This window comes from Pleionea sediminis (assembly GCF_007570825.1).
In the GTDB taxonomy this organism is placed as follows: Bacteria; Pseudomonadota; Gammaproteobacteria; order Enterobacterales; family Kangiellaceae; genus Pleionea; species Pleionea sediminis.
This window is the reverse complement of record NZ_SUNB01000007.1, coordinates 164274-186402: the sequence shown is the minus strand read 5'-3', so window position 1 is coordinate 186402 and position 22129 is coordinate 164274. Positions and strand designations below refer to the sequence as shown.

The window sequence follows — 22129 nt, the reverse complement described above, 5'->3', positions numbered from 1 at the left end:
TGTATTTTTTGTGATAAAGCTGTGGTAATTAACTTGTTATGAAGAATTTGCTCGCACACGATAGGCTTCTTTTGCAGAAATAATGCCTTCTTTCGCCAAGTTGAAAGCCTGACTCGAGAGAGGAATCATTCCCTCGCCTATCGCTAGCTTCTCGAGAACAGTAGTGCTCTCCTGGTTTTCAACCGACTCTTTCAATTGCTCACTCATAACTAAAAGTTCATAAACGGCAATACGGCCAGAAACACCTGTACCTCGACACTGTTTACACCCCGCTCCCTCAAAAAATTGAGTATGCTCATCAGCACCTATCGCTGTACGAATTGCGCCAGGAACCTCGGCTTCGTGCTTACAATGTTTGCAAATCTTTTTCACTAACCTTTGTGATAACACGCCTATCAGTGCATCTTTTAATAAATAAGGCTCAATACCAATTTCCAGCAATCGAGTTACCGTTGCTGCAGCCGTGTTAGTATGCAGCGTACTCAATACAAGATGCCCTGTTAACGCGCTTTCAATGGCTATTTTTGCCGTTTCTTCGTCGCGAATTTCTCCCAACATAATAACGTCAGGATCGTGCCTGAGTATATTCCTTAATGCTCTGGCAAACGTATAACCAACTTTATGATTAACCGGAATTTGTGTCACACCGTCAATTTGATACTCAACTGGTTCCTCGATCGTAATTATGTGCGGTCCTTCGTCTATTAAAGATTTAATGGCTGCATACAGAGTGGTTGATTTTCCTGAGCCTGTTGGACCCGTTACCAGAAATATCCCAAAACTGGCATGGAGCAAATGAACGAGTTTTTGTTGATCGGCACTATCAAATCCCAGTTCCTGAATATTCAAAACACTTTTTGAACTATCTAATAACCGAATAACAACGCTCTCACCAAAAACTGTCGGCATTACTGATATTCTTAAATCAACATTTTTACCATGGTGGGATATTTCTATTCGTCCGTCTTGTGGTAAACGATGCTCCGCGATGTTCATACCGCCTAATATTTTAATTCGACTCACCAAAGCGTACTTCAATGATTGATTTAATTTTCTAACGGACCTTAGCTCACCATCAACACGAAACATAATTTCGAAACATTGCTTTCGTGGATGACAGTGAATGTCTGAAGCACCTTGTTCAATTGCATCAAAAATGATTTGATGCAACAACCGCTTCACACCTTTTTGCTGTCCCAAACGCTCAATATCATTGACCGTTAGTTCATTTTTTAACGCGCCTTTCTCCTCCAGTTCACTTAATGCATCAAGCTCATTTTGACTTTGAATATAGTTCTCTAACTTAGCGCGAATCTTTTTGGCATTAAAGCTTACTGGTTCGATTGTCTTACCCGCGACAAAACTTAACACCTGAAGTGCATCTTCTCTTGGCTTTTCGGGTAACGCGACATAAACAGCGCCATCACGTTCAAACAATGGTAATGCGTTTAATTGGTTTAAAATTTCAGATGGAAACTGTTCTATCAAGTGCTCATCGATCTTTATTTGGTCAAGATTTTTTGCATTATCAATCCATTGGCTGGTTGAGGAGTTAAATAGTTTCGTCGTTTTTGCCGGCCAAATTTCATGATTTGAAACGTGAATCGATGGAATAACAACGTAGTAGACATGCCCTTGATGATACCTCAGGATGTGCCATAGATTCCGATCCAGCTCGCAATGAACCGCAAGTCCCTCTTTAACTGAACCATCGCTAAATTTGAATCGAAAATGATTAAGGTTTGGTTCTTCTTTCCCATTATTTAAACTTCTTACGTACTCTTCATAATTTTCAATAACAGCTTCATTGACAATCATGTATTTTAGAGCATTAAAAGGAATAGGATGAGATTGTAGATTGATGGCTTGGTCAACATAATTAATCCCCAAAAGATGGGATTCTTCAATGGAATTATCCATCAAACAGCAGACAACGTCTGAATCATTCAATTGTTTGAATGGCACCAATGAAGAGAATGCCGTCATAATTCATTTGCCCAAAAAGTTATACCTACAAATATCTTAGTTCGAGATTTCCAAGTTAACCAATATCTTCCTCCTATTAATTAAAAAACCCTTTTACGATCTGCCAAACAACTACTTGCATAAGTAGCCATTCTGATGTACAGTAAAGATCCCCTGCCTCGTAACTCGAGGAAAATTCTATGCTTTCTCACTCAAATGAAGTATCGATTGATCATTCACTACTCAAACAAGATAAAAGTCGTGGTAGTCAACTCAACTATCATCATCGCTTTTCCAATCTACGTACTATTCCAGTTGAGTCTTCTCAAGCACAAACAAGGATTAAAACTGAGTACATTGAAGAACAGTGCCGGAGTATTATTAGTACAAACCAATCACCCGACGTACCATTTGAACATAGTATTAATCCCTACCGGGGGTGCGAACATGGCTGTATTTATTGTTTCGCCAGACCTTCCCATGCTTATTGGGATCTTTCTCCTGGATTAGACTTTGAAACAAACATTATCTATAAATCGAATGCCGTTGCAGAACTAAAGAAAAAATTAAATAATCCAAATTATCAATGTAAGCCCATCGCATTGGGTGTTAATACTGATGCCTATCAACCGATAGAAGAAAAGCTTCAACTCACTCGAGCTCTGCTCGAAGTATTGTTAGAATTCCGGCATCCCGTTCATCTATTAACAAAAAGTAACCTTGTTTTGAGAGATCTTGATATTATCAAGGAACTGAATGCCCATAATCTTATTTCCGTTGGTATTAGTATTACAACATTAAACAATCATTTAAAAACTATTATGGAGCCAAGAGCAGCTTCGCCAAAGTCGCGTTTAAAAATAATGAAGGAACTCTCTGATATCAAAGTCCCTGTTCACGCACTAATCGCCCCTATTATTCCAGGTATAAACGACCATGAAATTGAAAAAATCGTACGTGCGGTTAAAGCCAATGGTGTCGAGAATATTAGCTATATCATGCTGCGCTTGCCCCATGAGCTAAAAACGATTTTCACCGACTGGCTTGAATTACACTTTCCTTATCGCAAAGACAAAGTATTAAGTTACATTAGAGATCTTAGAGGCGGACAACTCAACAAAAGTGAATTTGGAAAACGAATGACAGGGTGTGGTATATTTTCTCAGATTTTTAACGCTCGTTTTAAACTTGCTTGTAAAAAATTCTCTATGAATAAAGAAGGTAAAGATCATTTATCAACAGAACATTTCAGAAATGAATTACCAACTCAATTACCATTGATTTAATGAAAATTGGATCAGGTTGATACACTTTTTTGCTCGATACTCTTTCGGAAGTGTTATTTTGAGTATCTCAATCCTTTTTCACGGATTTGAGTAGCTCCTATTTTTTTCTTTTAATCATGTTTCGTTTTGAGTTATTGAGGAAGCGGTATTTTCGAGGTACTACCATGAATCACTCCCTCATAAACTCAAAAATGCAAAATTAATCACGAGCTGCCATAATTCGCTCGCCTTTACTTTTTGGGAATTCCCAGAATATATCCTCGACAGATAAATTATAAAGAAGGTTATTAAACACCTGCTTAGATTCAAAGTGATCAGCAGCACTCAGTAAGCTTCCGCCTTTAAACTTACCGTCGGGTGCACAATAGACATCACGATAAGTCGAGTGCAATCGAATGCTTTTTGACGCTAATACGCCTACAAATCCTTTTACATTATCTGTTTTAGCGTAAAAGCATAATTTGCCCTTGGTTTGAACTGCAACATTGTCTTTTGCCATCATAGGCAGCGCACCGAACGCAAAAAGAATCGAAAATGCCAAAGTGATAAATTTCATGAGAACTCCTGCAATTATTTACAAGCTCGCAACGACTTCAATTAATGTCCTCAAAGTTTATTAAAAGAATGAAAATCTGCATTAAGTACTCATTGGTTATTAATGTGCGACATTGGCCATTCCATAAGTGAGTCGTAAGTTAATCGCTGCTCTTTATTTCAGACTTGCGATACCTATCTAATTTATGAGGAGTTTTTCGGTGCTAATTATTAAGCTGTGGTTTAAGCTGGCGTGTCGACCTATACTCCAACTGATGGTTCAATGAACTCGAAAGTAATTATTACCAATTTACTGACAGCCTCTATTATTTCAATTTGATATTTATTTTTGTATAATTTGCGCCCAGATCTGACTTGTATATACTTTAAATGTTTAAAAAGCTCTTAATTCTCATATTTTCAATTGGTTACGCTCATTTAACTTGGGCGAAGCAGAGCGATCTACAAGCACTTGCGCGGTTTGAAAAACTTTCCACTCCTATTTATTACGCTGCAATCTACATGGACACAAAGGCCAATAGCACTCCTGAGCTATTAGATAACACGAAAGCTCGCATGATGGAGTATCGATTTATCGATGATATCTTGTCCTCTCGTACTTTCTCGCGGATTTTCCTTGAGCGAATTGTTGCCAACAACGACCGAGAATTTTTGTCGCATCATATTGCCGATATTCGTCAGTTGGTCGAATTAATTCGACAAGAGTATAAGAAAGGTGACCGTATTCAAGTGGTCTACGAACCGTCGAAACCCGTGATAATCATGATCAATAATGCCGTCGTCGCTGAGTTTCAGCAACAAGGATTCTTTAATGTTTTAATGAACAGTTGGGTTGGCAACACCCTTAATTCAGAAACTTTTATAAAGCAACTTATTGCAGAGCCAAACAAAGATGCGCTAAAGAAGTTTAACCGACTCGAGCTCGACTCACGCCGCTCCAGATGGGCAAAGTCCTTACCGACTTTGAAACCAGATACAAATGAAAAGCAGATTGCTCAATCTGACACGACCGAAAAGCCCAAGCCAGTGAAACGAGAAGTCACCAAGAAGACAAGCTCTAACACTAAAAAAGAACAACCAAAGAAAAAACAGGTCGCGTCAAAGCCGGTTAATAAAACTGTGAATAAGCCAGTGAAGAAACCAGTTAAGAAAGATCCACCCAAGCAAATTGCTAAAACAACACCTCAAGTAAAGAAACAAGTCACAGCAAAGCCAAAGGAAAACAAGGGTTCTGCACGGACAGAAGCTATGAATTCATTGCTGCGGGAGCTCCAGAATGAATATCTTGAAGAGCTGAAAGACAGTATCGTTAAAAAAGCAAACATTCGACCACCACTTAAAATGCGTAGAATTGGTCGAGAAGACTTAGTGGCTTCAGTGAGCTTAAATAAAAACGGCGACGTTCGCTCCGTTACTTTAGACGATAATCCTCACGGAGATAGAATGGCGAAAGTGGTTATTGATGAATTAAGTAACTTATCTGACTTACCTAAGCCGCCACCATTGCTCGAAGAAGCTCGTTTTACAGTTAGCGTTACATTCAATTTTGGTAAGTGTAAACGAACACCATCCGCATGGCTTTGTTTTTAATAGATTACATTTCGCCTAGTCTATTGGAGTCTTTCCGTAAGGCTCCACAACCTAAGAAAAATAAAATGATGTCTTATTTAAGTAAAGTTTCAACTTAAACTTAATCATACTAACTTTTGATAACGAAACTTTATTTCCTGTCGAATAGCGATTATTACAAAAGAGTCCATCCATAAAGAGCAAGTCTCGCCCACTAAAACAGCTTCTAGCTGAACTCTCAATATAATAATACACTCTTAAAACACTTTATTTTTAATCTTTTTCCTTTCGCAGTTTGATGTTAACTAATACCCCCGTAATAATTTGTGACGATATAATCTAGATAGGTATTTGATTTTAAAACAAGCAGGCGTATTATTGAAAGGTGTGAGAATAGATTAATAGCCCAATGCTAAGATTAATTGCTGTTTTCCTTCTTATTATATGTGCTTCAGGCCCGAAAGGTTTAATGATTGACACCTTGGTGAGTCAACAAATCTTCGAAGCCTCTGACGTTACTTTAGATGATTCATTTGAAAACCCTGACCTTGATCAATCTATCTCAAGCCAACCATTGACGACAAACTGTTTTATCACGGTTGGAATTCGCCCTACTCAAAATTTCCTATTAAAGAACCACTACGATTGCTCAGGATTAATAAGAGCTCCTCCTGTTTTACCTGTAATTTAGCTTTCAAACAAAAACTTTTAAACTCAATCAGACAGGTAAAAATGTTATGAATACGCACGTCAAATTTAATGCCAAAGCATTTGAAAAATTGAACCTTACAAAGAAGCAAGAGAATCATTTCTTAACAAAAGAGAATTTATACGACTATCTCACACACCCCATTTATCTAGTAGACTCAGTTAATATTGATCCTGAAACATTAGTGGATGAAGCGCTATTGATATTCTCCCGTACTCACTCACACATTGGTCTTGTAACGAATACCGAAGGTCAACTTTTCGGGGTTGTATCTATAAAACAGTTAAAAAGTCGTAAAGTATTACAACAAGCATCTCGAGCTAATATTCCTCGTTCTGATATGACTATTAGTCAAATTATGACTCCCCTATCACAGCTTTTGTGCGTGGATGGAAAAACATTTAAGGAAATATCAGGCGAAGAATTGGCAGTTCACCTCGCTCATTTGGATGTCGATTATCTTCTCGTAATCAATGAAGACAAGAGACAACTCGTAGGTTTAATTGATCGAACTGAGTTGGAAAATAAAGTAGGAATCACAATACCCAGAAAACATAAACCAAGATCGTTTGCAGAAATTGTTGATAACGTATTACATCATTGATAATTTTCAACTTGAAATGTAGCCGAATCAATTTCGGCTACATTAAATAGACTTGAGTGAACATGATAATTTTATAAATATTTCTTCAAATATTTATAATTAGGTGTCAACTTACCTTTATAAACGATCAATGAACGATACAACTCTGGATGCAGTTCCAAATCATCAAACTCCAGGTTTAAATCAAGTTGCATCAGGTGAGGCATATAATTCTTTAAAATGGCACTAAAGTGATTGGAAGCATCGAGTGACAGTTCACAAGGCAAATTATCAATCGACATGACGGTAGGTCCATCCCAACTGACACCATTTTTATAATCGTCTTTCTCTGGATTATAAGTGAATGCCGGCTCATCAATGGTACTGGCAATTTTAGTGCACTCTAAAGAGCCATTGATATCACAGCTAATATCACCAATTACCCAAGGTAATTTCGTCCGGTTATCAAGCATACGTTGACGTTCAAGATGCTTAGGATACTTTTCTGTCCAATAAGGTGTTTGGATTAATAGATTAAATTTACCCAATAGTTGATCAAACGTACTAACATACTCTTCTGTACCATTGGCAACAAAATCATCAAACTCAAAATCTTTACCATCTTTACGAGCATTGATGTGACGGCTGCTTGCAACAGTGTACCAACTGCCTTCAGGAATGTGGCCTAGCATAATGGATTGAATATCAACTTTCGGTAATTTAAGCCACCGACAAACTTCCTCGGCACCCTTTCCAACATTTCCAGTGCCCACAATTAACACCCGAATAGGTTCACCTTTTTGTAAGTCCAATTGCCCAAAACTTGATTTTATTTCCTCGATACCTTCATAGTTATGCGTTTGCGTAATTTTCTGAATGTCACTCGACTTGTTGATTAACGCAAGCTTCTCTCCAGCAATAGAAAATGTATCAATCGCGCCAGCAATTCCGGCAAACCGACCAAATGCAATGGTTCGTGCCCCGCGCTCATTAACAATGGTTTCGTAATCAAACAACGAAGCCCCTTCGTCAAGAAACTTCTGTAACAGCGGCATGTTGTAATCTTGACCCTTGATCGTATGTGAGAAAGCAACATGAACTTGATTCGGACGAATGGAATTTACTGGAGGCTCTTTAATACCAACAACTAACTCATAGTCATCTGGAGCATTAACCAAAGACGCGCCCGCCGTCTGATAGGCACTGTCATCAAAAATTCGAATGTCAGACGACTCAACATCAATCTCGAATCCTTTACTTTTAAGCTGAAAAATTGCTTCGGGAGTCAACGGTGTGCGACGTTCCCATTGATTTTTGTGTTCCTTTCGAACGATCGTTTTTAACATCAAATTATCCTGTGTTTCTTGCAAAGACTTCGGCCGAGAAACCACTTAACCGCTAATCATCGTTAATCGATTGCTTTACAATGATTGACGCATCATTTGCCAAAGCCTGAGTTGCAGCATCTTTACCGAGTTTAACGGAACCATCAGACTTAACACGAAATGGCTCGTCGGTTTCATTATGATGAGTAGCGTCGTAAATCATGACGGCTTGAATCGCAGTTTCTTTTTGCTCATCAGTTAACTTGGTTCCATCAGGCCACTTGCCTAATTCAACCGCTGTTTTCATATTGTGGTAGATCTCTGGCGTCATTGCTTTGATTAATTGATCGAGATTCATTAGGTTCCCCAGAGGCGGCTTACTACGAAGAGCGCGGATTATAGAAGAGACGATCCAGAGGTGCAATCGCCCACCAAGAGGTAGGGCGAGTTAAGTCATATTAAAAACAAAGAATTATTGTTACTTTACAATAATTTAAGATAACTTATTAAAGTACAATCTTATTTAGAAAAACAACCTGAAAATTCTTAGTATCCGTCAGAAAAGAGTACCATTTGAATACCACGCGTTGTCCAATCTCCACTTTCCCCTCCAGCAAGTGGCATCGGCGCATATTTCCGATCTCCTTGATTGTCTTTCTCATTATTGAGTACGTCTTTAATTTTCTCGGCAATACGTCCCGCAGCGAAAATAGTTTTCCATGAACGATAGCCCGATGGCCAACGCAGAGAATATTCTCGCGGACGGGTTCCGCCCCAGCCAGGAATAGTCCCAATTCCGGTAAAACGATCACCCAACTCAGTCACTCCGGCCTCCACTAGCAAGAAATCCAGGCGTGAAATAACAGAACTTGAGACCCGGCTATTCCAACTCATGAGCGGTAAGTAGCCATCAAGTCCTTCCCGACTAACAAGGGCTTTACTGGCGACATTGGTCCAGCCAGAATTCATTTTTGCGGTCGAGTTTTCGTTCTGTTTCAAAGCAGTCTCAATAACCTCTCGCACATTTTGCCAGGTAACCTCCCGTTGCGGTACGCCAGCAAACATAAAGATTTCGTTCGCCGTCTTAATGGCTAACTCGCGATCTTCAAGGGTAAACTCTTTCCCAGACTCAACCAAATCAGCCAATAAACCAGCACGATAAATTAACGGACTGGCATGATGACAATATTCCAAATAGCCAGTTCGGGGTTTAGGCCAGAAAAACCCTAATAACCGATCATGCCATCCGCTTACTGCCTCACCTACCGGCTTTTTCTGATAGAGAGGTTGAAAAGGATCTTCATCGATCCAGGCAACCATAGCGCGAATAAACTCGTCATCTGAAGCGGAGGCGTCAGGAATCACAGGCGGGTAGATATCTTCACCAATAATTTCCACACCGCTATCATCCAAAATACAAGGCTCATCCGATGGCGACTCGATATCGGCTTGAATACGCGCTTCAGCGAAATTGAGGTAAAGATCTTGCTCCGTATAGGTCATAGAATCCCAATAATCGAGCGCCTGATCGGTTAAACGAGCGGCATCAATCGCTTTACCTGATTCGGGATCAATGAATTGGCTGGGACGTAAGACGGCTGGATTCATACGAATAAAGTCGTCGGTCACTTGATTAGTATCTCGATAGGACCAAGGCACCATGATGCGGGTTAACACCTCAAGCGAAAACCGTTTACCCTGCTCAATCAACTGATGTAAGGGAACATCGTCTTTACCCAGCGGTATTTTCCCTTCTCGCCAGGCATAATGGTCATTACTGAATCGCTTGAACCAAACTTTCCAGGCTGCAATGTATAAAGCTCGCGGCGCCTGAAAGTTATTCGCGTTGAAAAAGGTCATGTGCATAGACGTTATCCCTACTCGGCATCTTGATTTAATTATAGGTTACTTCGATAGTCGACAACGTAACGTTCAGTAAACAGTGTAGCTCCAGAAAAGCAAAATTCTAAGCCTTAAGGTTATAAATTCTTGGTATATCTCTACAGATCACACCTTATTCGCCTTGGGAGTCCCTCTAAGTCGCACCATTGCGACAAAACTCAATCATTTCTCGCAAAATTTACGAATTAAACGAACAGCTGACCAGAGATTTGTCTATAATGCGGGGCTTTTCCAATAGAACCTTTTGATTTTTATGGCATTGAAGCTTGAGTTACCGTCTTTTAAAGTATCTGAGCAATTTATTAATTACTGGCCAGAATTGCCTGGTGCCAGCGAAGCCTTGGTCATTGCACAACTGGCAGAACACTATGATGGACCTATCCTGGTACTTTGTAACCATAGTAGTGAACAGCAACAGCTGGAAAGAGAACTCAGCCAGTTCACAGCAAAAGATACTCCCATTGTCACTTTTCCCGACTGGGAAACTTTGCCTTACGATTACTTTTCAGCCCATGAAACTATCGTGTCAGACCGGTTGAAAGCACTATCGATGCTGCCACAAATGCAACGCGGCATTGTTTTAGCCTCTCTTAGTTCCGCAACGGTCCGGTTATCGCCCAAAGAATTTGTCACCGGAAATGTTTTTGCCATAAAAACAGGTGATACGCTAAATATTGAGCAAGTTCGATTGGAGCTAGAAAGTGCTGGCTACCGCTGCGTCGACAAGGTCATGGAACACGGCGAGTTTTCAGTAAGAGGCGCACTCCTCGACTTATACCCGATGGGAACCGAAACCCCAATTCGTTTGGATTTTTTTGATGAAGAAATAGAAAGTATTCGCACCTTCGATCCCGAGTCACAATTATCAACCGGTACTCTGGATACATTTAATTTATTGCCCGCTCATGAATTTCCGACCGATGAAGCCGGTATTACTCAATTCCGACAAAGCTTTCGTCATCAGTTTGAGGTAGAGCTTAAAGATTGCACCATGTATCAGGATGTCTCAAATGGACTGTTACCCGCTGGCATCGAGTATTTCTTACCACTATTCAATGAGTCAACCGCCAGTCTGTTTGATTACCTGCCCAGTTTAACGTTGTTAATAACGCACAAAAAACAAAAAGAAGTGAAAGCACAACTGTGGCAGGATTTGGAAGAAAGATACGAAGAGCGTCGTTGGGATCGAACTCGTCCAATTTTAGCGCCGCGCTTAATTGCTTTACCCGACGATGAATTCAATCGCCGGTTAAAAGATTTTCCACAACTGCGTTTTTCATCCGAAAAAAGTGAACCAAAACCAACTCTTCAATTTGACTCGACTCGCTCACTGACCATTAACCACAAAGCCAAAGATCCCATTTCTGAGTTACGTGAATTTGTCGATGAACACGAACAGCCTGTCATTATTTGTGCCGAAAGCGCAGGTCGACGGGAAGCCATTTCAGAACTGTTGCAACGTTATCAACTCAAAGCACAACATGTCGATAAATGGCAAGAAGCCTACGAACAACAACTTACTCTCGCAATTTGTATCGCACCAATTGAAAGAGGTTTCATTCACCAACAAGTTGTTCTGATTGCCGAAACCGAATTATTCGGCCAACACGTTTTACAACGTCGTCGCCGAGAAAATAAGAACTACAGTGCCGATTCAGTCATCCACAGCTTGGCCGAACTCAATATTGGTGATCCAGTAGTTCATTCAGAGCATGGTGTCGGCCGCTATTTAGGATTGCAATGCATTGAAGCAAATAATCAACCATCCGAATACTTAATGCTGGAGTATGCTGAGTCTTCAAAATTGTATGTGCCTGTACAATCACTTCATTTAATTCATCGATATTCCGGTGCATCACCTGAAGCGGCGCCACTGCACCGATTAGGCAGTGAACAATGGGCAAAAGAACGCAAAAAAGCGGCAGAAAAAGTGCGCGACGTCGCTGCAGAGCTACTCGACCTTTACGCGCGGCGAGCTTCAAAACCCGGTTTTAAATATCAAACAGACGATGCCGACTACTTACAGTTTGCCGACAGTTTTCCGTTTGAACTAACAAATGATCAACAAGATTCCATTGACGCAATTCTCAAAGATATGACCGCCGATACTCCCATGGATCGATTGGTCTGTGGTGATGTTGGATTTGGTAAAACCGAAGTTGCAATGCGTGCTGCATTTATTGCTGTTCAAAATAGTCGTCAAGTGGCCGTTCTGGTACCTACGACATTGCTCGCTCAACAGCACTATGAAAACTTTAAAGATCGTTTTGCCGACTGGCCGGTTCGAATTGATGTTCTTTCTCGCTTTCGTACCGCGAAAGAAACCGAACAAACCATGAATGATATTCATGAAGGCAAAGTCGATATTGTGATTGGTACGCATAAACTGATTCAAGGGAAACTGAACTTTCGCGATCTCGGTCTGGTTATTATCGATGAGGAACATCGCTTCGGCGTTCGCCAAAAAGAAAAACTAAAGGCCCTACGTGCCGAAGTTGATATTTTGACGTTAACGGCAACCCCTATTCCGCGAACATTGAACATGTCACTTTCTGGTATGCGTGACTTATCGATTATCGCTACGCCACCGGCAAGACGTTTAGCGATTAAAACCTTTGTTCGAGAATACAATAAACCACTGATCAAAGAAGCCATTCAGCGTGAAACTCAACGTGGTGGCCAGGTCTATTTTTTACACAACAGTGTTGATACCATCGAACGAAAAGCCGAAGAGCTGCGAGAACTAATGCCCGACTTAAATATCGGCGTCGCACACGGTCAAATGCGAGAACGTGAACTGGAACAAGTGATGCAACAATTTTACCATCGCCGTTTTCATGTTCTATTGTGCACGACCATTATTGAAACCGGAATTGATGTTCCTAATGCAAACACCATCATCATGGATCGCGCCGACAAACTTGGACTGGCCCAACTACATCAACTGCGCGGTCGCGTTGGACGCTCTCATCATCAGGCTTATGCTTATCTTATGGTACCTTCCATCAAAACCATTACTCGAGATGCTAAAAAACGCCTTGAAGCAATTTCAACTCTGGAAGACTTGGGCGCCGGTTTTTCTCTGGCAACACACGACATGGAAATTCGTGGCGCTGGTGAAATTTTGGGAGATGATCAAAGTGGCCAAATGGAATCGGTTGGATTCAGTATGTACATGGAAATGCTCGAACAAGCGGTGACTGCACTAAAAGAAGGTAAAGAACCGAGTTTAGTTGAGAGTTTGTCGACGCAAACGGAAGTCGACTGTGGCATTCCTGCTCTCATACCTGAAGATTACATACCTGACGTTCAAACACGTCTGACGCTCTACAAACGCATTGCCAGTTGTACGAAAAGACAACAGCTCAGAGATATTCAGGTAGAAATGATTGATCGTTTTGGCCTTTTACCCGATGGCATTAAAAATCTTATTAAGCTAACGGAATTAAAGCTTGTGCTGACGCCCAAAGGAATAAAGAAACTAACGGCTAACGATCGTGGTCTGATAATAGAGTTTGATCCAAATACAGTGGTAAATCCAGAAGTTATCATTAAGCTAATACAGAGTAACCCATCACGGTACAAACTGGAGAAAGGGACTATGCTGCGCGTCAATCGTCCATTGGAAGATGCAACAAGTCGATTTAATGAGATCGAATCTTTCGTTGAAACCATCGGCGGCTAAAGGTAGTCTAGCGAGCATAGACTCAAGATAGTAATCGAGTTTTTCGGAGAAAAGAGCGTTCATGGTGACATCAATATTAAAGAAGTGCGTATTTGCTGGCGTAGTAATCAACTGTTTGATTGCTTCTGCGCCTCTCATGGCTCAATCTTCTGACGACGAACCTCGATGGTTCGACGTTGAAGTCATTATTTTTAAAAACTTGCGCGGCAATATTGAAGAAGAGCTTTGGCCCGACAAGTTGGCTATCGAATATCCAGAATCGATATACGATATCATCACACATAAACTCTATCCCAATTCTGCTCAATTACCTCAATCATCAGGATCTCATTCTCAGGATAATCCTCAATCATCCACACAGCTCCCCGCCAACTCAACTCCGGTAGCCGGTGAGCAAACAGATTCCTTTATTCTTTTAGGCGACGAAGAACTTCAGCTAAAAAATATCGAAGGTTCCCTCTCTCGCAGTTCACAATATCGACCACTGGTACACTTCGCCTGGCGCCAACCAGTTCATAAAAAAAGTGAAGCCCCTTGGGTCCGAATTGTTGGCGGTAAAAATTACGACGATACATTCGATCATGAAGGCAATTTAAAAGCCGAAGGCACGCAATTAAATCGATATCAATTTGATGCCAACTCGCCAAACAATACTTCAATGAATTCTCAAGAAGACAACATGGCAACTATCAATAAGCATCCTGCTGTTCCCGAAATCGATGGTGCATTGCGCATTTATCTTGAGCGATATTTACACATCAATACCAAACTATTTTTACGCATTCCAGGACGAGAAGAAGTGGATCTGAATGATCTCAATTCAAACCTCTCCTCTTCCTTACTTCAATTAACGGACGACGGTGTTATGAGCTCAAACTATGAGTCCAATTTTGGCTGGACGTTTGACTCAAGCAACTGGTTTGATCAAAAACAAAAAACAACAACCGTTGAAAAACTGCTTAATTACGATCTGAGTCAATCGCGTCGTGTTCGCAGTGAAGAAGTTCATTATTTTGATCACCCACTTTATGGTGTGATTATTCAAATTCGCCCTTACGACGACGAAAAATCCGAACAGATATCGGGAGAACAATAATTATGTCGAGAATTTGCGTTTTAGGCTGTGGCATGGTGGGGAGCGCAATGGCAGCAGATTTAGCGGCTAATCATAATGTTTTAGTCGCCGATAAAAACAAAATCGCGTTGAAAAAAATCGCAGAAAATGTTGAAAATGTCCAAACGGCTGTCGCCGATTTATCCGATGCGGACGCAATCGCCGACATTATTGCTGATGCAGATATGGTGGTTTGCGCCGTTCCCGGTTTTATGGGGTTTGAAGTTTTAAAAACCGTTTTAACTCAAGGAAAAAATGTCGTCGATATTTCTTTCTTTCCGGAAAACCCAATGGATCTCGATTATCTGGCGAAAAAGCACAACGTATTTGCCGTTGTTGATTGTGGTGTCGCTCCTGGAATGGATAACATTTTACTCGGACATCACAATCAAGAGATGGCGATTGAAAAGTTTGAATGTTTGGTCGGTGGATTACCTAAGTTGCGCGTTTGGCCATTTGAATACAAAGCCCCCTTTTCGCCAATTGATGTTATAGAAGAATACACTCGACCAGCCCGTTACATCGAATCAGGCCAACTAGTGACACGTCCTCCATTAACGGATTGTGAGATTGTGAAATTTGACAAGGCAGGCTCACTGGAAGCCTTCAACACTGATGGCTTGAGAACTTTGTTAAATACAATGTCTCATATTCCAAATATGAAAGAAAAAACTTTGCGTTATCCCGGACACGCCGAATATATCAATGTTCTCTCTGAATCGGGATTCTTTTCCGAAGAACCGGTTGAAATTGAAGGTAAACCGTTACGTCCCGTCGATTTCACCGCACGCATTTTAATGGATAATTGGAAGCTGAAAAAAAATGAAAAAGAATTTACCGTGATGCGTGTTGTTATAGAAGGGAAAGAAAACGAAAAGAACAAACGATACACTTATAATTTATACGACGAAACTCACGAAGCGTCTGGCATTTCATCAATGGCCAGAACCACCGGCTACACTGCCACTGCCTCAGTAAATTATTTACTAGAGAATACACAACCAGCTCCCGGAATCTGTACTCCAGAAGCGCTGGGGGCAATGGATGGCGCTTGCGACTATGTAATTAACTATTTAAAAGATCGCGACGTTATTTATAAGAAAGAAGAAACCACACTCAACTAGAGAATTTTGTATGAGCGAATTAAAAAAATTACCTGTCGAAAAACTTGATGAAGTTAAAAAGAACTTTGCATTCTTTGATCGTGATAATAATGGCGAAATTGACCTTGAAGAGTTTACTGAATTATTGAAAGTTTTATCGCCAAAATCAACCAAAGAGCAAGCTGAAAAAGGCTTCGAATTCATTGATGAAAACAATGATGGACACATTGACTTTGACGAGTTTCTTGTTTGGTGGGAAAGTTGCTGGTGGGAGTTTTAAGACTCCTCCCATAAGCTGTCTTCATGATAAAGAACCAGCAAGTCCGCAGCGGCTTTAACTAACCGCTGCATTTTCGATTTCTCATCGCTCGGTACAACAGCACTCGCTTGTTTCAGCATTTGAGCTTTACGAATAAATTTACGGCTAAACACTCTCACAGCATCTCGCGCATCTTTCGCCTTCTCTCCGTACACCATATCCACTGGTAAATCGCCACTGATCATCCAGGCAACCTTTTGCACTCCCTGATTATCAATAACCACCTGCCATATCGAGACAATGGGTGTCATAACCTTTGATTGCTGATCACTTATCCGACGGAGCGTCCAACCATGATGATGACAAAAGTTCTCAATTTGCAATAGCTGAAGGCGTGTCCATTCGTCAAGATCTTGCCAGTCGACAAGTAACTTCAGTTGAGACTTAAACGAATGAGCAGGTTGTACCGCCATAACCTATTCCGTCTGCAAACCGTTTTTATACAATTCAATCTTATCAGTATAGACCTTTGCACTCATTTCGAGCTTTTTTCGTTCTTCTTTAGTGAGTTCTCGTACCACTTTACCGGGATTTCCCATCACTAAAACTCCATCTGGGATATTTTTACGTTCTGTGATAAGTGTATTAGCCGCAATTAAACTGTATTTCCCGATTTTTGCACCGTTTAAGATCACAGAGTTTATGCCGATCAAAGAAAAATCATCGATCTGGCATCCGTGCAACATGACTTTATGACCGACCGTGACACCTTTCCCAACCAACAACTCTAAGCCAGGATCGGTGTGTAGGACCGAACCATCCTGAATATTTGACGCCTCACCAATTCGAATCCAGTCAGTGTCTCCACGAATGACGGTATTGAACCAGACGCTCACCCGCTGAGCTAATTCTACCTTGCCAATAATATCGGCACTTTCGGCAATAAAGGACGATTGCCAATGAATTTTCGGCGTGTGGTTATCTAACGAATAAATCATGAATGCTCCTTCCTATTTTTGAGTTATAAAGAGAATAATGCATCGCACAACAGAGAGTGAAGGCCCATACTCATCTGACCAGATAAGTCGCTAAAATATCAAGAAATGACGCCTTTTGCTCTTAAAATGCAATGAAAAGAGGTCAAAATTCAGCCAATCGCTAAAATTAAACTAGAGATTTAAGTAACACAGTGGTAAGGTTGCGCCACCTCAAAAAGGGGGCACGAAGTGAGTGATTTTTATTCAGCTCGAAAGATTCGACGCCAGTTGTAAAAATCGAAAGAAACCGTGTTGTAGATCAGATGGTTGAGTGTGCTCCCCCAATAAACCAGTCTGAACACATATTTAAAGATTAAGCGAGGTTACATAATGGATATACTCAAGGCTCTTGGTATTGAAGCCATCAACTCTGGCGCTTCATTGACAGCAGAAGAGTGGAGCAAAACAGATGACCAAGGCGTCATCGAGTCAGTTAACCCAGCAACCGGCGAACTCATCGCCAAAGTCAACGCAGCCTCTGCCGAAGACTACGAAACCATCATTAAAAACGCAGAAGAAGCATTCGAAGAATGGCGCATGGTGCCAGCACCTCTTCGTGGTGAAATTGTTCGCCAAATTGGTAATGCGTTACGCGAGAAGAAAGACGCTTTGGGTAGCCTCGTTTCTATGGAAATGGGAAAAATTAAAGCCGAGGGTGATGGTGAAGTTCAAGAAATGATTGATATGGCAGACTTTGCTGTTGGTCAATCTCGCATGCTTTACGGCAACACCATGCATTCTGAGCGCCCACAACACCGCATGTACGAACAGTGGCATCCACTAGGAATCGTTGGTTGTATCTCTGCGTTCAACTTCCCTGTTGCAGTATGGTCTTGGAATGCGTTCGTAGCAGCTGCGTGTGGCAACATCACAGTTTGGAAACCATCTCCCAAAACTCCGTTAACCGCTATCGCAGTACAGAAAATCTGTAATGAAGTCATGAAAGAAAATGGCTACAAGCCAATGTTCTTTACATTCGTTGGTGGTGAAGATAACAAGCTGGCTGAAACGTTTATTAATGACACTCGTGTTAAGAAAATGTCATTTACTGGTTCAAGCACGGTTGGAAAAATGGTTGGCGTTAAAGTCGCTGAGCGCATGGGTAAATGTTTGCTGGAGTTATCAGGCAACAATGCACTCATTGTTGACGAAACAGCCGACCTAGACAATGCTCTGCCTTCAGCAGCCTTTGGTGCTGTTGGAACTGCAGGTCAACGTTGCACCACGACTCGTCGACTTATCGTTCATGAGAGCATGGTTGATAAAGTCACAGAATCTATGGTTGCGGCTTACAAACAAGTTAAAATTGGTAATCCTCTGGATACCGATACATTGATGGGTCCCCTTATCGATGAAACCGCGGTTAAAAACTTTGAGAAAGCAGTTGCTGAAGCTCAAGAGCAAGGTGGCGAAGTTGTTTATGGCGGAAAAGCAATTGAAGGCAAAGGCAACTTTGTTGAGCCAACGATTATCAAAGCTCAAAACGATTGGCCTTGCGTTCAAAACGAAACCTTTGCTCCTATCGTTTACATCATGACCTACAAAACAATCGAAGAAGCGATCGCGATGAACAACAATGTTCGTCAAGGTTTGTCATCTGCCATTTTCAGCTTGAATATGCGTAACATTGAGAAATTCTTGTCTGCGGCGGGTAGCGATACGGGTATTGCTAACGTAAACATCGGAACTTCCGGTGCAGAAATCGGTGGCGCATTTGGTGGTGAAAAAGAAACCGGTGGCGGACGCGAAGCTGGTTCAGATGCATGGAAAGCGTATATGCGTCGTCAAACCAATACGATTTTCTGGGGAGAAAAACCCGCATTAGCTCAAGGCATTGAGTTTAATCTCGGTTAATTCTATGAGCGCGAAAGGTTCGTAACACCCTTTCTCGCTTTTTTCCATTACTAGGAGAATTGTTATGGCAGTATTTAATCTGCGTGCTTACGATGAACACGAACAAGTTGTGTTCTGTAATGATAGTGAGTCTGGTCTCAAGGCTATTATTGCAATCCACAGTACGGCCCTTGGCCCAGCAACTGGTGGATGTCGTATGTGGGAATACAACTCAGACGAAGGCGCACTAATCGACGCACTTCGTTTGTCTCGAGGAATGACCTACAAAAACGCAATGGCCGGATTAAGCATGGGCGGTGGTAAGTCAGTTATTATCGGCAACCCACGTACCATGAAATCAGAAGACTTATTCCGCGCATTTGGTCGATTTGTTGATAACCTCAAAGGACGTTATGTCACAGCTGAAGACGTTGGCATTACTCCCGACGACATGGCTATCGTAAACAAAGAAACCCCTCACGTACTAGGCCTCGAAGGTAAAAGTGGCGATCCATCTCCAGTAACCGCCTATGGCGTTTACATTGGTATGAAAGCAGCCGTTAAACATCAGCTGGGTCGTGAGTCACTCGAAGGTATCAAAATTGCGGTTCAAGGCTTAGGTCACGTTGGACAATATCTATGTGAACACCTTGCGAAAGAAGGCGCAAAACTACTTGTTACGGATATTAACAAAGAGTCAGTTGATAAAGTCGTTAGCAACTTCGACGCGATTTCTATCGACAAAGACGAAATTTACGAGCAAGACGTTGACGTTTATGCGCCCTGTGCATTAGGTGCAACCATTAATGATGTTACGATTCCAAAGTTAAAAGCGAAAGTTATCGCTGGTGCTGCCAACAATCAGTTAGCAGAAGATCGTCACGGTGATGAGTTGAAAAAGCGCGGTATATTATATACGCCTGACTACATTCTTAATGCGGGTGGAATTATCAACGTATCTTTCGAAGAAAACTACAATCGCGATGCAGCTCTTCGCAAAGTTGACGAAATTTACAACACGCTAGAAGAAGTTTTTGCAACAGCCGATAAAGAAAACAAAACGACCAATGTCGTTGCCGATGAACTTGCACGTAAGCGTGTTGCTGCAGCAAAATCATCCAATTAAATAAAAAGAAAAACCAGTGAAACTATAGTTCTCTATCGTAATCTGGTTGACACAACATTATGTGTATTTCAAGGCGAACTTTAGTTCGCCTTTTTTATTTTAAAATACAAAGTTCTTTAAAGTTCCGAATTCTGAAAGAAGTGAAACTTATTGGGCATTAACTTGCAAGAATAAAGCAGGGTCAAGTCGTTGATCAAACCAATTGATCCGCCAATCTAAATGAGGTCCAGTTGCTCGACCACTTTGCCCAATAGTACCAATTTTTTGTCCTTGAGAAACAGCTTGCCCTTCTTCCACAACAATTTCATTTAGATGGATATAAGTCGTCGATAATCCTTGTCCATGATCGATAATTAAGGTCGCTCCAGAATAAAACATATCGTTATGCGCTAAACTCACTTTACCATCAATCGGTGCATAGACAGGAGTTCCAACAGGCGCTGCAATATCTTGTCCGTAATGAGGACGCTTTGGCTTCCCGTTAAGAACTCTCTGAGAGCCATATACACCACTAATCCTACCGGTTGCCGGCTGTTTAAATAATTGAGCAAAACTTTGTAAGGTAGAGACCTGAGCGCGTGCTTCTCGAATTAACTTTGATTCACGAATAATTCGGTCGATGGTTTCTTGAGATCTTGGGGTCACCTTGGAAGGCGGCAATCCATCAATCCGCTCAATATTCCATTCTCGAGCTCGAATATTAAACGATTCAATAAAACTTTTATCATCCGATTTAAACGTAACAGTCGCCTGGGCAGGAAAGTCGCGACCGAACCCAATGATAAATTTGCCATCATCCGATACAGGCACTTCCTTATCGAGAAACATAACGTTCATTTTGGGTGAAACTTGACCAATTAAAAAACCGCCCTGCTCCAAGACACCGCGAATCAACGAAACTTTACCTCTTGCTTCGGTGCTCAATTGAATATTTGATAAAGCATGGGGACCAGCGAATACATGTTGACTAATCAAAGTGGAAATTAGCAACAATATTAGCGAACCAAAAAATTGAATTATTTTCATTGCTTAAAGTGTCTTTTATCGAGTGAGTCATTCGTTTTTACCATAACAAAAGACAACGAAATCGCCAATAAATTCAGGAAATGTCACGCAAGGAGATATTTACTGGATAACGTCCGATAACTCACAATCCTCTTAGCAATTGATTGCTCTCAAAGCCATTCATTCGACATATTGTGTTACAAACAGAACTCGATTAAAAACCGCGACTCTCACATAATCTCTGTATGAAAGCATATAAAAAAAGACTCGCGCAATTTAGCGCTTCGATCTTAATGGTCGCCTCCATCGCTGCCAGCGCAAACAACACAAAATTCATTCAGTCAGCGATCGATCACCCTAACCGAATGGAATACGATATTGAACGCGACAGTCAACGCAAACCTGCGCAAGTTCTGGAGTTTTTCGACATTCGTCCAGGTATGACTGTTCTTGATGTGTTTTCTGGCAGTGGATATTACACAGAATTACTTTCGTATGTCGTCGGCCCTAAAGGCACCGTAATCGCACACAACAATCAAGCTTATTTAAATTATTTGGAGAAGAAACTCAAACTGCGGTATACCGATGGTCGATTACCCAATGTTAAACGCATTACTGCTGAAGCCAATGAATTATCCTTACCCGAAAATTCGATCGACACCACTTTTCTAATTTTGGCCTACCACGATATTTATTATCGGCCGAAAAAAAAGACAAGTTGGCCTCAGATCGATCGTGTCGATTTTCTTCGCCGTCTTTATCTTAGTTTAAAGCCAGGCGGAATTCTCGCCATAATCGATCATCATGCAGAAAGCGGAAGTCCAACTTCAACTGGGCACGACTTACATCGTATCGCCGTCGAAACAGTAATCCAACAAGTTTCAGAATCTGGTTTTAAATTAATGGAACGCGCTTACTTTCTGGAAAATGCAACCGACGACTTAGCGAAGCATATGTATGCACCAGAGTTGAGAGGAAAAACCAGTCGCTTTGTTCTTAAGTTTATTAAACCGTTAAATATAGAAAAGCATTTAGTCGACGACAGGATCATTCCTTAATCCAGCCGCCGCGTA

18 protein-coding genes are annotated in these 22129 nt (G+C 41.2%); 10 read left to right on the top strand and 8 right to left on the bottom strand.

The genetic code is table 11. The features are described 5' to 3' along the window. Nucleotides 1-36: 36 nt before the first annotated feature. Nucleotides 37-1986: a GspE/PulE family protein gene (locus tag FAX86_RS19835; protein ID WP_144395235.1), complete on the bottom strand. Its 1950-nt coding sequence runs from the start codon at nucleotides 1984-1986 to the stop codon at nucleotides 37-39. A gap of 179 nt (nucleotides 1987-2165) precedes the next feature. Between FAX86_RS19835 and FAX86_RS19830 the strand changes: the two genes are divergently transcribed. Beyond that, entirely contained in the window at nucleotides 2166-3251 is a 1086-nt protein-coding gene (locus FAX86_RS19830; protein WP_144395234.1) for a PA0069 family radical SAM protein, read from the top strand. A gap of 199 nt (nucleotides 3252-3450) precedes the next feature. Here the strand turns inward: FAX86_RS19830 and FAX86_RS19825 are convergent, their stop codons facing one another. Next, nucleotides 3451-3807 carry a hypothetical protein gene (locus FAX86_RS19825; protein WP_144395233.1) on the bottom strand — a complete coding sequence of 119 codons (357 nt, stop codon included), beginning with the start codon at nucleotides 3805-3807 and terminating at the stop codon, nucleotides 3451-3453. Between the two features lie 368 nt (nucleotides 3808-4175). Between FAX86_RS19825 and FAX86_RS19820 the strand changes: the two genes are divergently transcribed. Together FAX86_RS19820 and FAX86_RS19815 are read left to right on the top strand one after the other, a co-directional pair. Continuing rightward, complete coding sequence (locus FAX86_RS19820) at nucleotides 4176-5396, top strand: chalcone isomerase family protein (RefSeq protein ID WP_144395232.1); 1221 nt, start codon at nucleotides 4176-4178, stop codon at nucleotides 5394-5396. A 716-nt stretch (nucleotides 5397-6112) separates the two neighbouring features. Next, nucleotides 6113-6688, top strand: coding sequence for a CBS domain-containing protein (locus FAX86_RS19815; protein ID WP_144395231.1), 576 nt, complete (start codon nucleotides 6113-6115; stop codon nucleotides 6686-6688). Between the two features lie 71 nt (nucleotides 6689-6759). Here FAX86_RS19815 and FAX86_RS19810 read toward each other — a convergent pair whose 3' ends face one another. From FAX86_RS19810 to FAX86_RS19800, 3 genes are all read right to left on the bottom strand, one after another. Then, nucleotides 6760-8013, bottom strand: a complete 1254-nt coding sequence (locus FAX86_RS19810) for a Rossmann-fold NAD(P)-binding domain-containing protein (RefSeq protein WP_144395230.1) — start codon at nucleotides 8011-8013, stop codon at nucleotides 6760-6762. A 52-nt stretch (nucleotides 8014-8065) separates the two neighbouring features. Continuing rightward, nucleotides 8066-8350 (bottom strand): YeaC family protein, encoded by a 285-nt coding sequence (locus FAX86_RS19805; RefSeq protein ID WP_144395229.1) that lies wholly within the window; start codon nucleotides 8348-8350, stop codon nucleotides 8066-8068. Nucleotides 8351-8538: 188 nt separating this feature from the next. Further along, the gene (locus tag FAX86_RS19800) at nucleotides 8539-9858 is read right to left on the bottom strand and encodes a hypothetical protein (protein WP_144395228.1); all 1320 of its coding nucleotides are present in this window, start codon (nucleotides 9856-9858) and stop codon (nucleotides 8539-8541) included. 289 nt (nucleotides 9859-10147) lie between these two features. Between FAX86_RS19800 and mfd the strand changes: the two genes are divergently transcribed. From mfd to FAX86_RS19780, 4 genes are all read left to right on the top strand, one after another. After that, entirely contained in the window at nucleotides 10148-13579 is a 3432-nt protein-coding gene (gene mfd / locus FAX86_RS19795) for a transcription-repair coupling factor (RefSeq protein WP_144395227.1), read from the top strand. A gap of 61 nt (nucleotides 13580-13640) precedes the next feature. After that, a complete protein-coding gene (locus FAX86_RS19790) occupies nucleotides 13641-14675 on the top strand; it encodes a CsiV family protein (RefSeq protein ID WP_144395226.1) in 1035 nt (344 codons plus the stop codon). Between the two features lie 2 nt (nucleotides 14676-14677). Then, nucleotides 14678-15817, top strand: coding sequence for a saccharopine dehydrogenase family protein (locus tag FAX86_RS19785; protein WP_144395225.1), 1140 nt, complete (start codon nucleotides 14678-14680; stop codon nucleotides 15815-15817). 10 nt (nucleotides 15818-15827) lie between these two features. Beyond that, complete coding sequence (locus FAX86_RS19780) at nucleotides 15828-16076, top strand: EF-hand domain-containing protein (protein ID WP_144395224.1); 249 nt, start codon at nucleotides 15828-15830, stop codon at nucleotides 16074-16076. On the opposite strand, the gene FAX86_RS19775 is transcribed toward FAX86_RS19780, so the two are convergent. Further along, nucleotides 16073-16528 (bottom strand): DUF4826 family protein, encoded by a 456-nt coding sequence (locus FAX86_RS19775; RefSeq protein WP_144395223.1) that lies wholly within the window; start codon nucleotides 16526-16528, stop codon nucleotides 16073-16075. The two genes, FAX86_RS19780 and FAX86_RS19775, sit on opposite strands and share 4 nt — an antisense overlap. Before the next feature lie 3 nt (nucleotides 16529-16531). Next, nucleotides 16532-17053 carry a gamma carbonic anhydrase family protein gene (locus FAX86_RS19770; protein ID WP_144395222.1) on the bottom strand — a complete coding sequence of 174 codons (522 nt, stop codon included), beginning with the start codon at nucleotides 17051-17053 and terminating at the stop codon, nucleotides 16532-16534. Nucleotides 17054-17422: 369 nt separating this feature from the next. Here FAX86_RS19770 and amaB point away from each other — a divergent pair, with 369 nt between their 5' ends. Both amaB and FAX86_RS19760 read left to right on the top strand, forming a co-directional pair. Beyond that, nucleotides 17423-18946 carry an L-piperidine-6-carboxylate dehydrogenase gene (gene amaB, locus FAX86_RS19765; RefSeq protein ID WP_144395221.1) on the top strand — a complete coding sequence of 508 codons (1524 nt, stop codon included), beginning with the start codon at nucleotides 17423-17425 and terminating at the stop codon, nucleotides 18944-18946. 64 nt (nucleotides 18947-19010) lie between these two features. Further along, nucleotides 19011-20051 (top strand): Glu/Leu/Phe/Val family dehydrogenase, encoded by a 1041-nt coding sequence (locus FAX86_RS19760; protein WP_144395220.1) that lies wholly within the window; start codon nucleotides 19011-19013, stop codon nucleotides 20049-20051. 147 nt (nucleotides 20052-20198) lie between these two features. On the opposite strand, the gene FAX86_RS19755 is transcribed toward FAX86_RS19760, so the two are convergent. Continuing rightward, nucleotides 20199-21077, bottom strand: coding sequence for a M23 family metallopeptidase (locus FAX86_RS19755; protein ID WP_144395219.1), 879 nt, complete (start codon nucleotides 21075-21077; stop codon nucleotides 20199-20201). Nucleotides 21078-21301: 224 nt separating this feature from the next. Between FAX86_RS19755 and FAX86_RS19750 the strand changes: the two genes are divergently transcribed. Further along, nucleotides 21302-22114: a class I SAM-dependent methyltransferase gene (locus FAX86_RS19750; protein ID WP_205859265.1), complete on the top strand. Its 813-nt coding sequence runs from the start codon at nucleotides 21302-21304 to the stop codon at nucleotides 22112-22114. Nucleotides 22115-22129: the final 15 nt, after the last annotated feature.

What these genes read in the sequence shown, in the direction of transcription:
- FAX86_RS19805 (WP_144395229.1), bottom strand. Translation starts at nt 8,350, where the DNA reads ATGAATCTCGATCAATTAATCAAAGCAATGACGCCAGAGATCTACCAC.
- FAX86_RS19770 (WP_144395222.1), bottom strand. Translation starts at nt 17,053, where the DNA reads ATGATTTATTCGTTAGATAACCACACGCCGAAAATTCATTGGCAATCG.
- FAX86_RS19750 (WP_205859265.1), top strand. Translation starts at nt 21,302, where the DNA reads ATGAAAGCATATAAAAAAAGACTCGCGCAATTTAGCGCTTCGATCTTA.
- FAX86_RS19830 (WP_144395234.1), top strand. Translation starts at nt 2,166, where the DNA reads ATGCTTTCTCACTCAAATGAAGTATCGATTGATCATTCACTACTCAAA.
- FAX86_RS19790 (WP_144395226.1), top strand. Translation starts at nt 13,641, where the DNA reads ATGGTGACATCAATATTAAAGAAGTGCGTATTTGCTGGCGTAGTAATC.
- FAX86_RS19800 (WP_144395228.1), bottom strand. Translation starts at nt 9,858, where the DNA reads ATGCACATGACCTTTTTCAACGCGAATAACTTTCAGGCGCCGCGAGCT.
- mfd (WP_144395227.1), top strand. Translation starts at nt 10,148, where the DNA reads ATGGCATTGAAGCTTGAGTTACCGTCTTTTAAAGTATCTGAGCAATTT.
- amaB (WP_144395221.1), top strand. Translation starts at nt 17,423, where the DNA reads ATGGATATACTCAAGGCTCTTGGTATTGAAGCCATCAACTCTGGCGCT.
- FAX86_RS19810 (WP_144395230.1), bottom strand. Translation starts at nt 8,013, where the DNA reads ATGTTAAAAACGATCGTTCGAAAGGAACACAAAAATCAATGGGAACGT.
- FAX86_RS19775 (WP_144395223.1), bottom strand. Translation starts at nt 16,528, where the DNA reads ATGGCGGTACAACCTGCTCATTCGTTTAAGTCTCAACTGAAGTTACTT.
- FAX86_RS19820 (WP_144395232.1), top strand. Translation starts at nt 4,176, where the DNA reads ATGTTTAAAAAGCTCTTAATTCTCATATTTTCAATTGGTTACGCTCAT.
- FAX86_RS19825 (WP_144395233.1), bottom strand. Translation starts at nt 3,807, where the DNA reads ATGAAATTTATCACTTTGGCATTTTCGATTCTTTTTGCGTTCGGTGCG.
- FAX86_RS19760 (WP_144395220.1), top strand. Translation starts at nt 19,011, where the DNA reads ATGGCAGTATTTAATCTGCGTGCTTACGATGAACACGAACAAGTTGTG.
- FAX86_RS19780 (WP_144395224.1), top strand. Translation starts at nt 15,828, where the DNA reads ATGAGCGAATTAAAAAAATTACCTGTCGAAAAACTTGATGAAGTTAAA.
- FAX86_RS19785 (WP_144395225.1), top strand. Translation starts at nt 14,678, where the DNA reads ATGTCGAGAATTTGCGTTTTAGGCTGTGGCATGGTGGGGAGCGCAATG.
- FAX86_RS19755 (WP_144395219.1), bottom strand. Translation starts at nt 21,077, where the DNA reads ATGAAAATAATTCAATTTTTTGGTTCGCTAATATTGTTGCTAATTTCC.
- FAX86_RS19835 (WP_144395235.1), bottom strand. Translation starts at nt 1,986, where the DNA reads ATGACGGCATTCTCTTCATTGGTGCCATTCAAACAATTGAATGATTCA.
- FAX86_RS19815 (WP_144395231.1), top strand. Translation starts at nt 6,113, where the DNA reads ATGAATACGCACGTCAAATTTAATGCCAAAGCATTTGAAAAATTGAAC.